Below are 12,703 nucleotides of genomic sequence, written 5' to 3' on the forward strand. Positions count from 1 at the left end.
GGGACGGCACCCCCCAATGCCCGCAGATCTCGCCGTCATCGGACTCGGCCATCTCGGCCTCCCCCTCGCCCAGGCGGCCGTCGCCGCCGGGATCGAGACGGTCGGCTACGACAGCGGTCCGGTCACGGACTCCACCCTCACCGCCGCCGAGATCCGCCGCATGTCGGCGGCCGGTTTCCGGGTCACCACCAACCCCGCCGAGCTCGGCCGGGTCCGCACCGCCGTCGTCTGCGCTCCTACCCAGCTCGGCGCCGATCGTGCACTCGACCTCTCCGCGGTCGGCGAGGCCGGCCGCGCGCTCGCCGCCCGGCTTCGCGCGCACACCACCGTGATCCTCGAATCGGCCGTCCACCCGGGCGTCACCGAGGACTACCTCCGCCCGATCCTCGAAGAGGGATCCGGACTGCGGGCCGGCCGGGACTTCCACCTCGCCTACTCCCCCAGCCGCCTCGACCCGGGCAACCGGACGCACGGCATCGCCAACACCCCCAAGGTGATCGGCGGCCTCACCCCCGCCTGCACCGAGTCCGCACACGCGTTCTACACCCGCCTCACCGAAAAGGTGGTCCGTGCCCGCGGCCTGCGCGAAGCGGAGACCGTACAGCTCCTGGAGACCAACTACCGGCACGTCAACATCGCCCTCATGAACGAGATGGCGGTGCTCTGCCACGACCTCGGCGTCGACCTCTGGGACGTCATCCGCTGCGCCGAGACCAAGCCGTACGGGTTCCAGGCCTTCCGCCCCGGCCCCGGGGTCGGCGGCCACGGCGTCCCCCTGGACCCCAACTACCTCCCCCACACCACCCGCACCCCCGGCCACCCCCTGCGCATGATCGGCCTGGCACAGGAGATCAACAACCGGATGCCGCAGTACGTCATCCAGCGGTCCGCCACCCTGCTGAACGAGCACGGCAAGTCCGCCCGCGGCGCCCGCGTCCTCCTCCTCGGCGTCACCTACAAGCCCGACCTGGCCGACCAGGAGGGCTCCCCGGCCCGCGAGATCGCCAGCCGCCTCATCGACCTCGGTGCGCTGATCAGCTACCACGACCCGTACATCGCGGGCTGGCGCGTCCGCGACCAGCCGGTCCCCCGCGCGGAATCGCTGTACGAGGCCGCCGCCAACGCCGACCTGACCATCCTGCTCCAGCACCACCGCACCTACGACCTGCAAGGACTCGCCGTGAAGGCGCAGTTGCTGCTGGACACCCGCGGCGCCAGCCCGGCGGGCGCGGCCCACCGCCTCTGAGGCGCGAAGAATCCCCCCGGTGAACGTCCGAGACGGGTGCTAACCTGCGGCGTCACTTATCTCGCACTTATGTCCCATGGGCACCCGTGCGTCCGATTTCCCTGGGGGGATTCTCAATGGCCCAGAGCTTCCAGCCGCCCGCGCCCGACTCCTACACCGCGGCCCCCGCCCCGGCCCCGGCCCGGAGCGGCAACGTCGGCTTCGGCATCCTGGCCGCCGTCGTCGCGGCCCTGGTCGCGGCCGGCGCGTACGGCGGCATCATGAACGCCATCGACCGCCAGGTCGGCTACGCCGCGGTCGCCGTCGGCGCCCTCGTCGGCCTCGCCGCCGGCAAGGTCGGCGGGAAGAACCCGGTCCTCCCCGTGGTCAGCGCGGTGCTGTCGGTCGGCGCCGTCTACCTCGGCCAGCTGTTCTTCATCGCGCTCGCGCTCTCCGAGTTCGCCCACATCGGCCTCGGCGACGTCCTGAGCGACCCGGGCATCGGCGGCCTGAACGACATCTGGAAGGAATCGGCCGAGGCCATGGACTACCTGTTCCTCGCCATCGGCGGAATCGTCGCCTTCGGCGCCGCCCGGAAGGTCAGCGACTGACCCGCGACTGACCCGCACACGCACACGCCGGAGGGCCGGCACCCCGAGCGGGGTGCCGGCCCTCCGGCGTTCGGGCGTGGTGCCCGGTCAGCGGCTGTGCGGCGCGTCCGCGACCGTGACCTCGACCCGCTGGAACTCCTTGAGCTCGCTGTAGCCGGTGGTGGCCATCGAGCGGCGCAGCGCGCCGAAGATGTTCATCGAGCCGTCCGGTGAGTGCGACGGCCCGGTGAGGATCTCCTCGGTGGTGCCGACGGTGCCCAGGTCCACCTTCTTGCCGCGCGGCACGTCCTCGTGGACGGCCTCCATGCCCCAGTGGTTGCCCTTGCCGGGCGCGTCGGTGGCACGGGCCAGCGGGGAACCGATCATGACGGCGTCGGCGCCACAGGCGACGGCCTTCGGGACGTCGCCCGACCAGCCCACGCCACCGTCGGCGATGACGTGCACGTAGCGGCCGCCGGACTCGTCCATGTAGTCGCGGCGGGCCGCGGCCACGTCCGCGACGGCGGTGGCCATCGGGACCTGGATGCCGAGGACGTTGCGCGTCGTGTGCGCGGCGCCGCCGCCGAAGCCGACCAGGACGCCCGCGGCGCCGGTGCGCATCAGGTGCAGGGCCGCCGTGTAGGTGGCGCAGCCGCCCACGATGACGGGGACGTCGAGCTCGTAGATGAACTGCTTCAGGTTCAGCGGCTCGGCCGCGCCCGAGACGTGCTCGGCCGACACGGTGGTGCCGCGGATGACGAAGATGTCCACGCCCGCCTCGACGACGGCCTTGGAGAACTCGGCGGTGCGCTGCGGGGAGAGCGCGGCGGCGGTGACGACACCGGAGTCGCGCACCTCCTTGATGCGCTGGCGGATCAGGTCCGCCTGGATCGGGGCGGCGTAGATCTCCTGGAGACGGCGCGTGGCGGTCTGCTCGTCCAGCTCCGCGATCTCGTCGAGCAGCGGCTGCGGGTCCTCGTACCGGGTCCACAGGCCTTCGAGGTTCAGCACGCCGAGGCCGCCGAGCTCGCCGATGCGGATCGCGGTCTGCGGGGAGACGACCGAGTCCATGGGGGCGGCCAGGAAGGGGAGCTCGAAGCGGTACGCGTCGATCTGCCAGGCGATCGAGACCTCCTTCGGGTCCCGGGTACGCCGGCTCGGGACGATGGCGATGTCGTCGAACGCGTACGCCCTGCGGCCGCGCTTGCCGCGCCCGATCTCGATCTCAGTCACGTGTGGTGGCCTTTCCTGTGGGTCTGCCCGTCCAGTATCCCCGACGGGCGGAGGACTGCGTTTCGGTGACCGCTGTACGGACGCACCGGCGCGCGCACGGCGAAGGGGCGGGCCCGGCCGACTGTGGAGAACGCCGTCCGGGACCCGCCCCTCACGTCACGCGGTTCAGCCCTTGCGGCTGTAGTTCGGTGCCTCCACCGTCATCTGGATGTCGTGCGGGTGGCTCTCCTTGAGGCCCGCCGAGGTGATCCGGACGAAGCGGCCCCGGTCCTGCAGCTCCGGAACCGTGCGGCCGCCGACGTAGAACATCGACTGGCGCAGGCCGCCGATGAGCTGGTGCACGACCGCGGAGAGCGGGCCGCGGTACGGGACCTGGCCCTCGATGCCCTCGGGGATGAGCTTGTCGTCTCCGCCCACGCCCTCCTGGAAGTAGCGGTCCTTGGAGTAGGAGCGCTGGTCGCCGCGGGACTGCATCGCGCCGAGCGAACCCATGCCGCGGTACGACTTGAACTGCTTGCCGTTGATGAAGAGCAGCTCGCCCGGGGACTCCTCGCAGCCCGCGAGCAGCGAGCCGAGCATCACCGTGTCGGCGCCGGCGACGAGCGCCTTGGCGATGTCGCCGGAGTACTGGAGGCCGCCGTCGCCGATGACCGGGACGCCCGCGGCCTTGGCGGCGAGCGCGGCCTCGTAGATGGCGGTGACCTGCGGGACGCCGATGCCGGCGACGACGCGAGTGGTGCAGATGGAGCCGGGGCCGACGCCGACCTTGATGCCGTCGCAGCCGGCGTCGATCAGTGCCTGGGCACCGTCGCGGGTGGCGACGTTGCCGCCGATGACGTCGATGCCGCCGTTCGACTTGATCTTGGCGACCATGTCGCCGACCAGGCGGGAGTGGCCGTGGGCGGTGTCGACGACGATGAAGTCGGCGCCCGCCTCGATCAGGGCCTGGGCGCGCTCGTACGCGTCACCGGCGACACCGACGGCCGCGCCGACGAGCAGCCGGCCGCCCTTGTCCTTGGCGGCGTTCGGGTACTGCTCGGCCTTGACGAAGTCCTTGACCGTGATGAGGCCCTTGAGGATGCCCGCGTCGTCGACCAGCGGAAGCTTCTCGATCTTGTGGCGGCGCAGCAGCTCCATGGCGTCGACGCCGGAGATGCCGACCTTGCCCGTGACCAGCGGCATCGGGGTCATGACCTCGCGCACCTGGCGGCTGCGGTCCGACTCGAAGGCCATGTCGCGGTTGGTGACGATGCCGAGGAGCTTGCCCGCCGCGTCGGTGACCGGGACGCCGGAGATGCGGAACTTCGCGCAGAGCTGGTCCGCCTCGCGCAGCGTCGCGTCGGGGTGGACCGTGATCGGGTCGGTCACCATGCCGGACTCGGAGCGCTTGACCAGGTCGACCTGGTTGGCCTGGTCGGCGATGGAGAGGTTGCGGTGCAGCACGCCGACGCCGCCCTGCCGGGCCATCGCGATGGCCATGCGGGCCTCGGTGACCTTGTCCATGGCGGCGGAGAGCAGCGGAACGTTCACGCGGACGTTCCGCGAGATGAGGGAGGAGGTGTCGATATCGTCCGGCGCCATGTCCGACGAGCCCGGCAGCAGCAGGACGTCGTCGTAGGTAAGCCCGAGCGTGGCGAATTTGTCGGGCACTCCGTCGGCGTTGACAGTCATGACACCTTCCCAAATGGTCTTGCTCAGCGGGGATGTCCATGCTAACGGGATCCCGCCGCGTCTCATTCCACGACCAAGGCCGAGCCGAAGTTTTGTCACTTCCTACGATGGACAGCCCTACTGCTCGGCGAGTGCCCTCAGCCGGCTGAGGGCCCGGTGCTGGGCCACCCGCACCGCCCCGGGGGACATGCCGAGCATCTGGCCGGTCTCCTCGGCGGTCAGCCCGACGGCCACCCGCAGGACGAGGAGCTCGCGCTGGTTCTCCGGGAGGTTGGCCAGGAGCTTCTTGGCCCAGGCGGCGTCGCTGCTGAGCAGGGCGCGCTCCTCCGGACCCAGCGAGTCGTCGGGGCGCTCCGGCATCTCGTCGGAGGGCACGGCCGTGCTGCCCGGGTGCCGCATGGCGGCCCGTTGCAGATCGGCGACCTTGTGCGCGGCGATGGCGAAGACGAAGGCCTCGAAGGGCCGGCCGGTGTCGCGGTAGCGCGGCAGGGCCATCAGGACGGCGACGCAGACTTCCTGCGCCAGGTCCTCCACGAAGTGGCGGGCATCACCCGGAAGGCGGGACAGCCGCGAGCGGCAGTAGCGAATGGCGAGGGGGTGCACGAAGGCGAGCAGGTCGTGCGTGGCCTGCTCGTCGCCCTCCACCGCGCGGCGTACGAGCGCGCTGACGGCTCCGGCGTTGCCGCCTCTGGCGGCGCCGGTGGGGCCTGTGGGCTCGGGTGACCCCGGGGCCTCGTCGTCGCGCATCAATCCATGGTGCCTTGACGCCGGAGGATTCGCGGCACCATGGCCCTGGTTGTGCGTCGAAGCGTTATGAGCGGGTGCGCCGGAACCCATGCTCTGCGCCTCCCCTCCCGCTCGGCCGAATGGTCCCCGAGGACGGGGACCCCACATCTCCAAGAATGCGGCACACCCCCAAGGATGCGGCATCGCGCTCGAAGCGACACGTCCCACGGACCGTGCTCCGCGAATTCCCGGGTGCGCCGCCCCGTCCGCCGGCGGCGGACGGGACCGCTCGGACGGTCCGCCGTCGGCGGACCGGTCCGGGTCCGGGGCGGTCAGCGCACCAGACCCCAGCGGAAGCCGAGCGCCACGGCGTGCGCCCGGTCGGACGCGCCGAGCTTCTTGAACAGCCTTCGAGCGTGCGTCTTGACCGTGTCCTCGGAGAGGAAGAGCTCGCGCCCGATCTCCGCGTTGGACCGGCCGTGGCTCATGCCCTCCAGGACCTGGATCTCGCGCGCGGTGAGCGTGGGCGCGGCGCCCATCTCGGCCGAGCGGAGCCGGCGCGGGGCCAGTCGCCAGGTCGGGTCGGCGAGGGCCTGGGTGACCGTGGCCCGCAGTTCGGCGCGCGAGGCGTCCTTGTGCAGGTAGCCCCGGGCACCGGCGGCGACCGCGAGGGCCACTCCGTCCAGGTCCTCAGCGACCGTCAGCATGATGATGCGGGCGCCGGGGTCGGCCGAGAGCAGCCGGCGAACCGTCTCCACACCGCCGAGCCCGGGCATCCGTACATCCATCAGAATGAGGTCGGAGCGGTCGGCACCCCAGCGGCGGAGGACTTCCTCGCCGTTGGCAGCCGTCGTCACACGCTCGACGCCGGGCACGGTGGCAACCGCACGACGGAGCGCCTCTCGGGCAAGCGGGGAGTCGTCGCAGACGAGGACGGATGTCATGACCGCCCTCCGCAGCTGCTGATGCGCGTCACCTTGAGCCTCCAGGCTGGTACGTATCGTCACCTGTGCGGTCGATGCCCCCGGACACATGTCCGAGAACTTCTTGGTTCAACCGCCTTCGCACTCTCAACGATGGTCACTCGAAAGAGTTACGGGTCGGACGGACACCTTCGGCACTCTACGTGAGGACGCGATCACGTTGGTGGAGCCACGGGCTTCGTGTCGTCCATATGGAGCTATGCCCTATTTGGCGGCTTTCCTTCCGTTTGGCACATGTCTGAGGCTAGATTCCCAATGAGTCATATTTACATCTACTCCGACAGTAGGTGTGGAGACATGGACCGTATCCGCCTCAGTACCGGCACCAAGAGGGACTACCAATGGCAGATTTCTCCCGCCTCCCCGGACCGAACGCCGACCTCTGGGACTGGCAGCTCCTCGCAGCCTGCCGCGGGGTCGACAGCTCCCTCTTCTTCCACCCGGAAGGCGAGCGGGGCGCGGCCAGGAGCGCGCGCGAGGCCTCGGCTAAAGAGGTCTGCATGAGATGCCCGGTGCGTTCGGAATGCGCCGCGCACGCACTCGCCGTCCGCGAGCCCTACGGGGTGTGGGGCGGCCTCACCGAGGACGAGCGCGAGGAGCTGATGGGCCGCGCCCGACACCGCCTGATCCCCGCGTCGACGGCGATCGGGCCGAACGCGCAGCAGCACTGACCGGAACCCGCGAAACGTCAGAAGGAACGTTTCTGTCGCGCCTGCGCCGATGACCCGGCGGGGGCGGGGCCGGGGCGTCGCGCGCCGTGGCCGGGGGCACCGCAGTGCCCGCGGTCAGCGCGCGCCGGCCCGGACCAGCTCGGCCAGGGTCGCGGCCACGGCCGGGACCCTGGCCAGGTCGGGCAGGGTCAGCGCCACGACCTCGCGCTCCACGGCCGGCTCCACCCGGACCGTGCTCACGCCCTTGGCCCGTACGGACTCCACCGCGAGCTCCGGCAGCACCGCCACGCCCAGCCCGGCGCCGACCAGTCCGACCACCGCCGGGTAGTCGTCGGTGGCGAAGTCGATGCGCGGGGTGAACCCCGCGTCCTCGCACACCTCCACCAGGTGGCGGCGGCAGCGCGGGCAGCCCGCGATCCAGGCCTCGTCGGCCAGCTCCGCCATGCCCACGCGCTCGGCCCCGGCCAGCCGGTGCCCCTCGGGGACCAGCCCGACGAGCCGGTCGGTCAGCAGCGGCCGGACCACGAGGTCCTCCCACTCCGCGGCGGCCGCCGGAGAATCCCCGTACCGGAAGGCCAGCGCCACGTCGCAGTCGCCCTCGCGCAGCATCTGCACCGAGCGCGGCGGTTCGGCCTCGACGAGCGAGATGCGGGTCCCGGGGTGCTCGGCCCGCATCGCCGCCAGGGCGGTGGGCACCAGCGTGGAGCTGCCGCTGGGGAAGGACACCAGCCGGACCCGGCCCGCGCGCAGCCCGGCGATGGCCGCGACCTCCTCCTCGGCGGCGGTCAGCCCGGCCAGGATCCCCGCGGCGTGCCGGACCAGGGCCTCACCGGCCTGGGTCAGCCGCATCTCGCGGCCGGTGCGGATGAGCAGCGGGGTGCCCGCCGACTGCTCCAGCGCCTTCATCTGCTGGGACACGGCGGGCTGGGTGCAGCCCAGCTCGCGGGCGGCGGCGGAAAAGGAGCCGGTCCCGGCGACGGCGCGCAGGACCCGGAGATGACGTGCCTCGATCACCCTGGGAGCATAAGCCCTGCTTTGACCGCGGTGCGAATATCCGTACGGCTCTTTGGGGCCGTTCGGCTAGCGTGTCCGCATGGCCCCCATACATCTGATCTCCGTGAACGTCGGCCGGGCCACGGCCGTCGACTACGCCGACACCGGGACGACCGGCATCGGCAAGCGCCCCGTCCCGGGGCCGGTCCGCGTGTCCGCCCCGGGGCCGAAGGCGACCGGCGCCGGCAGCGGCCTGGAGGGCGACGTCGTGTGCGACCGGCGCCACCACGGCGGCGACCACCAGGCCGTGTACGCGTACGCCCGCGAGGACCTGGACTGGTGGGAGGGCGAGCTGGGGCGCGAGCTGCCGCCCGGCCTCTTCGGCGAGAACCTGACCACCAGCGGCGTGGACCTGAGCGGAGCGGTGCTCGGCGAGCGCTGGGAGGTGGGCCCCGAACTGGTCCTGGAGGTCTCCTCCACCCGCATCCCGTGCCGGACCTTCCAGGGTGTGCTGGGCGAGCCCGGCTGGGTCAAGCGGTTCACCCGGGAGAACCGTCCGGGCGCGTACCTGCGGGTGGTCCGTGAGGGCCGGATCACCCCCGGCGACCGGATCGTGATCACCCACCGCCCGGAGCACGAGGTGACCTCGTCGTTCCTGTTCCGCGCCTGGACCACCGAGCGCGCGCTGCTGCCGCGGGTCCTGGCCGCGGGCGAGGCGCTGGCGCCCGACGTGCGCGAGACCGCGCTGGCGTACGCGGCCAAGCACGGGGCGCGCTGAGCCGTCAGCCGGGGCCGCTAGGTTGCGCCTATGACGACTGCGTTGATTACAGGATCCACGGCGGGCATCGGCGCCGCCTTCGCCCGGCGGCTCGCCGCCCAGGGGCACAACCTGGTCCTGGTGGCACGGGACACGAAGCGGCTCGGCGCCCAGGCGACCGAGCTGCACGACCGGCACGGCATCGAGGCCGAGGTGCTGGCCGCCGACCTCGCCACGGAGGAGGGGATCGCGGCGGTCGAGCGGCGCCTGGCCGACCGCACGCACCCCGTCGACCTGCTGGTGAACAATGCCGGCTTCGGCAACAAGGGCCGCTACCTCGACGTCCCGATGGCGGACGAGCTGACCATGCTGAAGGTGCACGTCGAGGCGGTCCTGCGGCTGACCTCGGCGGCGGCCGGGCCGATGCGCTCGCGCGGCCGCGGCGGGGTGATCAACGTGGCCTCGGTGGCCGCGTTCCTGCCGCGCGGCACGTACGGGGCGAGCAAGGCCTGGGTCGTGCAGTTCACCCAGGGGGCGGCGAAGGACATGGCGGGTTCCGGGGTGCGCCTGATGGCCCTGTGCCCCGGCTTCGTCCGGACGGAGTTCCACCAGCGGGCCGGCATGGGTACGGACAACATCCCGGGCTGGCTGTGGCTGGACGCCGACAAGCTGGTGACGGCGGCCCTGGCCGACCTGGCCCGGGGCAAGACGGTGTCGATCCCGGACCCGAGGTACAAGGCGCTGATGGGCGTGGTGAAGCTGACGCCGCGCGGGCTGCTGGGCGGGATGTCCTCGCGTACGGGCCGCAAGTACGGACCCCAGTAGTGCACGGGGTTCCGGCTCCTCCGGTGACCGGCGAGTAAACCCGCCAAATGGGTGAAATCTCCCTAAACTGGACGTGTCCCATCCACCCCCGGAGGCGACACGATGACATTCGTACAGGTAATCGATTACGAGACCAGCCGGTTCGACGAGATGAACGCGCTCATCGACCGCTACACGGAGCAGACCAGCGGCAGGCGCACGGTCACCCACACGATGATCGGCCGGGACCGGGACGCCGGGACGCACTACGTCGACCTCGTCGAATTCCCCTCGTACGAGGAGGCGATGAAGAACTCCCGGCTCCCGGAGACCGACCTGATGTTCCAGGAGATGGTGGCCCTCTGCGAGGGCATGCCGAAGTTCATGAACCTGGACGTGGTCCGCGACGAGCACCTCAACAAGCTGGTCGCGCGGCGGGTGTTCGAGGACATCGCCTGCAAGGGCGACCTCGACGCCGTCGACGAGTGCTTCGCGACCGGCTACACCGACCACGACATCATGGAGGACCCGGGCGGGAGCGACGGACGCGACGGCATGCGGCGGACCATCGGCATGTGGCGGGACGCCTTCGACTTCTCCTTCGACATGACGCGGCAGATCGCCGAAGGCGACTGCGTCACCACCCTGTGGGACTGGAAGGGCACCCAGAAGGGCGAGTTCATGGGGGTCGCACCGACCGGCAAGGACGTCGCCATGTCGGGCTGCACGACCTTCCGGATGGAGGACGGCATGATCGCCGAGGGCTGGTGGTACTACGACGCACCCGGCCTGATGCGGCAGATGGGCATGATGCCCGGATAGCCGCCCCGCCCCGTGCCCCGGCACGGGGAAGCCCCGGTCACCCCCGCTTGGCAGCGGTGACCGGGGCTTTCTCGTGGAACGTGGAGCGGTGCTGCGATCAGTGGCTGTGACCGTGGCCGTGACCGGCGTCGCTCTCGTCCTCGGCCGGCTTCTCGACGACCAGGGTCTCGGTCGTGAGGAGCAGGGAGGCGATGGAAGCGGCGTTCTCCAGCGCGGAGCGGGTGACCTTCACCGGGTCGATGACGCCGGCCTTGACCAGGTCGCCGTACTCGCCGGTGGCGGCGTTGAAGCCCTGGCCCTTGTCGAGCTCGGCCACCTTCGCGGTGATGACGTAGCCCTCGAGGCCGGCGTTCTCCGCGATCCAGCGCAGCGGCTCGACGGCGGCGCGGCGCACGACCGCGACACCGGTGGCCTCGTCGCCGCTCAGGCCGAGGTTGCCCTCGAGGACCTTGACGGCGTGGACGAGCGCGGAGCCACCGCCGGAGACGATGCCCTCCTCGACCGCGGCGCGGGTCGCCGAGATGGCGTCCTCGAGGCGGTGCTTCTTCTCCTTGAGCTCCACCTCGGTGGCGGCGCCGACCTTGATGACGCAGACGCCGCCGGCGAGCTTCGCCAGGCGCTCCTGCAGCTTCTCGCGGTCCCAGTCGGAGTCCGTGGACTCGATCTCGGCCTTGATCTGGTTGACACGGCCGACGACTTCCTCGTGGCTGCCGCCACCGTCGACGATGGTCGTGTCGTCCTTGGAGATCGTGACGCGGCGGGCGGTGCCCAGTACGTCCAGACCGGCCTGGTCGAGCTTGAGGCCGACCTCCTCCGCGATGACGGTGGCACCGGTGAGGGTGGCGACGTCCTGGAGCATGGCCTTGCGACGGTCACCGAAGCCGGGGGCCTTCACGGCGACCGCGTTGAAGGTGCCGCGGATCTTGTTGACGACGAGGGTGGAGAGCGCCTCGCCCTCGACGTCCTCGGCAATGATCAGCAGCGGCTTGGAGGCGCCGGCCTGGATGACCTTCTCCAGCAGCGGCAGGAGGTCCTGGATCGAGGAGATCTTGCCCTGGTGGATCAGGATGTACGGGTCATCGAGGATGGCCTCCATACGCTCCTGGTCGGAGACCATGTACGGCGAGAGGTATCCCTTGTCGAAGGCCATGCCCTCGGTGAACTCCAGCTCCAGGCCGAAGGTGTTGGACTCCTCGACGGTGATGACACCGTCCTTGCCGACCTTGTCCATCGCCTCGGCGATGAGCTCGCCGACCTGCTGGTCCTGCGCGGAGAGCGCGGCCACGGCGGCGATGTCGGACTTGTCCTCGATCGGACGTGCGGTCGCGAGGAGCTCCTCGGAGACGGCCTTGACCGCGGCGTCGATGCCCTTCTTCAGGGCGGCCGGGGACGCGCCCGCGGCGACGTTGCGCAGACCCTCGCGGACCAGCGCCTGGGCCAGCACGGTGGCGGTGGTGGTGCCGTCGCCCGCGATGTCGTTGGTCTTGGTCGCCACCTCCTTCACGAGCTGCGCGCCCAGGTTCTCGAACGGGTCGTCCAGCTCGACTTCGCGAGCGATGGTGACACCGTCGTTGGTGATGGTGGGGGCGCCGAACTTCTTGTCGATGACGACGTTGCGGCCACGGGGGCCGATCGTCACCTTGACCGTGTCGGCAAGCTTGTTGACGCCGCGCTCGAGGGCGCGACGGGCGTCCTCGTCGAACTTCAGGATCTTCGGCATGGGAGCGGTTCAGTCCTCTCGTTGCGATCCTCGGCCGCTCACCGCGACCTCCACCGCCTAGAACGAACTGCGCCCCTCGCCGCCCGGCATCAGCAGGGTGACCAGGGGCGCAGCTCAAACAAAATCTGGAAGCGAATTACTTCTCGACGATCGCGAGTACGTCGCGAGCCGAGAGGACGAGGTATTCCTCGCCGCTGTACTTCACTTCGGTGCCGCCGTACTTGCTGTACAGCACGATGTCGCCGACGGAGACGTCCAGCGGGAGACGCTGGCCGTCCTCGAAGCGACCCGGGCCCACCGCGAGGACGACGCCCTCCTGGGGCTTCTCCTTCGCGGTGTCCGGGATGACCAGGCCAGAGGCCGTGGTCTGCTCGGCGTCGAGCGGCTGGACCACAATGCGGTCCTCGAGCGGCTTGATGGCAACCTTGGAGCTGGCGGTCGTCACGTTCCGACCTCCCCCTTCGGAGATGCGGGGTTAACTGTCTGAGGTGGCGACCAGGTCGATCCG

13 protein-coding genes are annotated in these 12,703 nt (G+C 70.8%); 6 read left to right on the plus strand and 7 right to left on the minus strand.

Annotated features, from left to right (window positions below):
* The first annotated feature begins 16 nt into the window (after positions 1-16).
* Both ACFWTC_RS00855 and ACFWTC_RS00860 read left to right on the plus strand, forming a co-directional pair.
* Positions 17-1,246, plus strand: coding sequence for a nucleotide sugar dehydrogenase (locus ACFWTC_RS00855; RefSeq protein ID WP_383917604.1), 1,230 nt, complete (start codon positions 17-19; stop codon positions 1,244-1,246).
* A gap of 116 nt (positions 1,247-1,362) precedes the next feature.
* Positions 1,363-1,836 carry a hypothetical protein gene (locus tag ACFWTC_RS00860; protein ID WP_383917607.1) on the plus strand — a complete coding sequence of 158 codons (474 nt, stop codon included), beginning with the start codon at positions 1,363-1,365 and terminating at the stop codon, positions 1,834-1,836.
* Between the two features lie 87 nt (positions 1,837-1,923).
* Here the strand turns inward: ACFWTC_RS00860 and ACFWTC_RS00865 are convergent, their stop codons facing one another.
* From ACFWTC_RS00865 to ACFWTC_RS00880, 4 genes are all read right to left on the minus strand, one after another.
* Positions 1,924-3,048 (minus strand): GuaB3 family IMP dehydrogenase-related protein, encoded by a 1,125-nt coding sequence (locus ACFWTC_RS00865; RefSeq protein WP_383917610.1) that lies wholly within the window; start codon positions 3,046-3,048, stop codon positions 1,924-1,926.
* 165 nt (positions 3,049-3,213) lie between these two features.
* Positions 3,214-4,719 (minus strand): IMP dehydrogenase, encoded by a 1,506-nt coding sequence (gene guaB, locus ACFWTC_RS00870; protein WP_384025922.1) that lies wholly within the window; start codon positions 4,717-4,719, stop codon positions 3,214-3,216.
* A 117-nt stretch (positions 4,720-4,836) separates the two neighbouring features.
* Positions 4,837-5,466 carry a sigma-70 family RNA polymerase sigma factor gene (locus ACFWTC_RS00875; protein ID WP_267723152.1) on the minus strand — a complete coding sequence of 210 codons (630 nt, stop codon included), beginning with the start codon at positions 5,464-5,466 and terminating at the stop codon, positions 4,837-4,839.
* 311 nt (positions 5,467-5,777) lie between these two features.
* Complete coding sequence (locus ACFWTC_RS00880; protein ID WP_003948568.1) at positions 5,778-6,389, minus strand: response regulator transcription factor; 612 nt, start codon at positions 6,387-6,389, stop codon at positions 5,778-5,780.
* Positions 6,390-6,769: 380 nt separating this feature from the next.
* Between ACFWTC_RS00880 and ACFWTC_RS00885 the strand changes: the two genes are divergently transcribed.
* Positions 6,770-7,099 (plus strand): WhiB family transcriptional regulator, encoded by a 330-nt coding sequence (locus ACFWTC_RS00885; protein WP_267839842.1) that lies wholly within the window; start codon positions 6,770-6,772, stop codon positions 7,097-7,099.
* Positions 7,100-7,213: 114 nt separating this feature from the next.
* Here ACFWTC_RS00885 and ACFWTC_RS00890 read toward each other — a convergent pair whose 3' ends face one another.
* Positions 7,214-8,113 (minus strand): LysR family transcriptional regulator, encoded by a 900-nt coding sequence (locus ACFWTC_RS00890; protein ID WP_384025918.1) that lies wholly within the window; start codon positions 8,111-8,113, stop codon positions 7,214-7,216.
* 88 nt (positions 8,114-8,201) lie between these two features.
* On the opposite strand from ACFWTC_RS00890, the gene ACFWTC_RS00895 reads away from it, so the two are divergent.
* The 3 genes from ACFWTC_RS00895 (at position 8,202) to ACFWTC_RS00905 (ending at position 10,475) form a co-directional block, all read left to right on the plus strand.
* Complete coding sequence (locus ACFWTC_RS00895) at positions 8,202-8,870, plus strand: MOSC domain-containing protein (RefSeq protein WP_383917734.1); 669 nt, start codon at positions 8,202-8,204, stop codon at positions 8,868-8,870.
* Between the two features lie 30 nt (positions 8,871-8,900).
* Positions 8,901-9,674 (plus strand): SDR family NAD(P)-dependent oxidoreductase, encoded by a 774-nt coding sequence (locus tag ACFWTC_RS00900; protein ID WP_383917619.1) that lies wholly within the window; start codon positions 8,901-8,903, stop codon positions 9,672-9,674.
* A gap of 102 nt (positions 9,675-9,776) precedes the next feature.
* Entirely contained in the window at positions 9,777-10,475 is a 699-nt protein-coding gene (locus ACFWTC_RS00905) for an ester cyclase (protein ID WP_383917622.1), read from the plus strand.
* Between the two features lie 97 nt (positions 10,476-10,572).
* Here ACFWTC_RS00905 and groL read toward each other — a convergent pair whose 3' ends face one another.
* Positions 10,573-12,195, minus strand: coding sequence for a chaperonin GroEL (gene groL / locus ACFWTC_RS00910; protein ID WP_383917625.1), 1,623 nt, complete (start codon positions 12,193-12,195; stop codon positions 10,573-10,575).
* A 136-nt stretch (positions 12,196-12,331) separates the two neighbouring features.
* A complete protein-coding gene (gene groES, locus ACFWTC_RS00915; protein ID WP_030230757.1) occupies positions 12,332-12,640 on the minus strand; it encodes a co-chaperone GroES in 309 nt (102 codons plus the stop codon).
* Between the last annotated feature and the right edge of the window lie 63 nt (positions 12,641-12,703).

This window comes from Streptomyces sp. NPDC058619 (assembly GCF_042717785.1).
Taxonomy (GTDB): Bacteria; Actinomycetota; Actinomycetes; order Streptomycetales; family Streptomycetaceae; genus Streptomyces.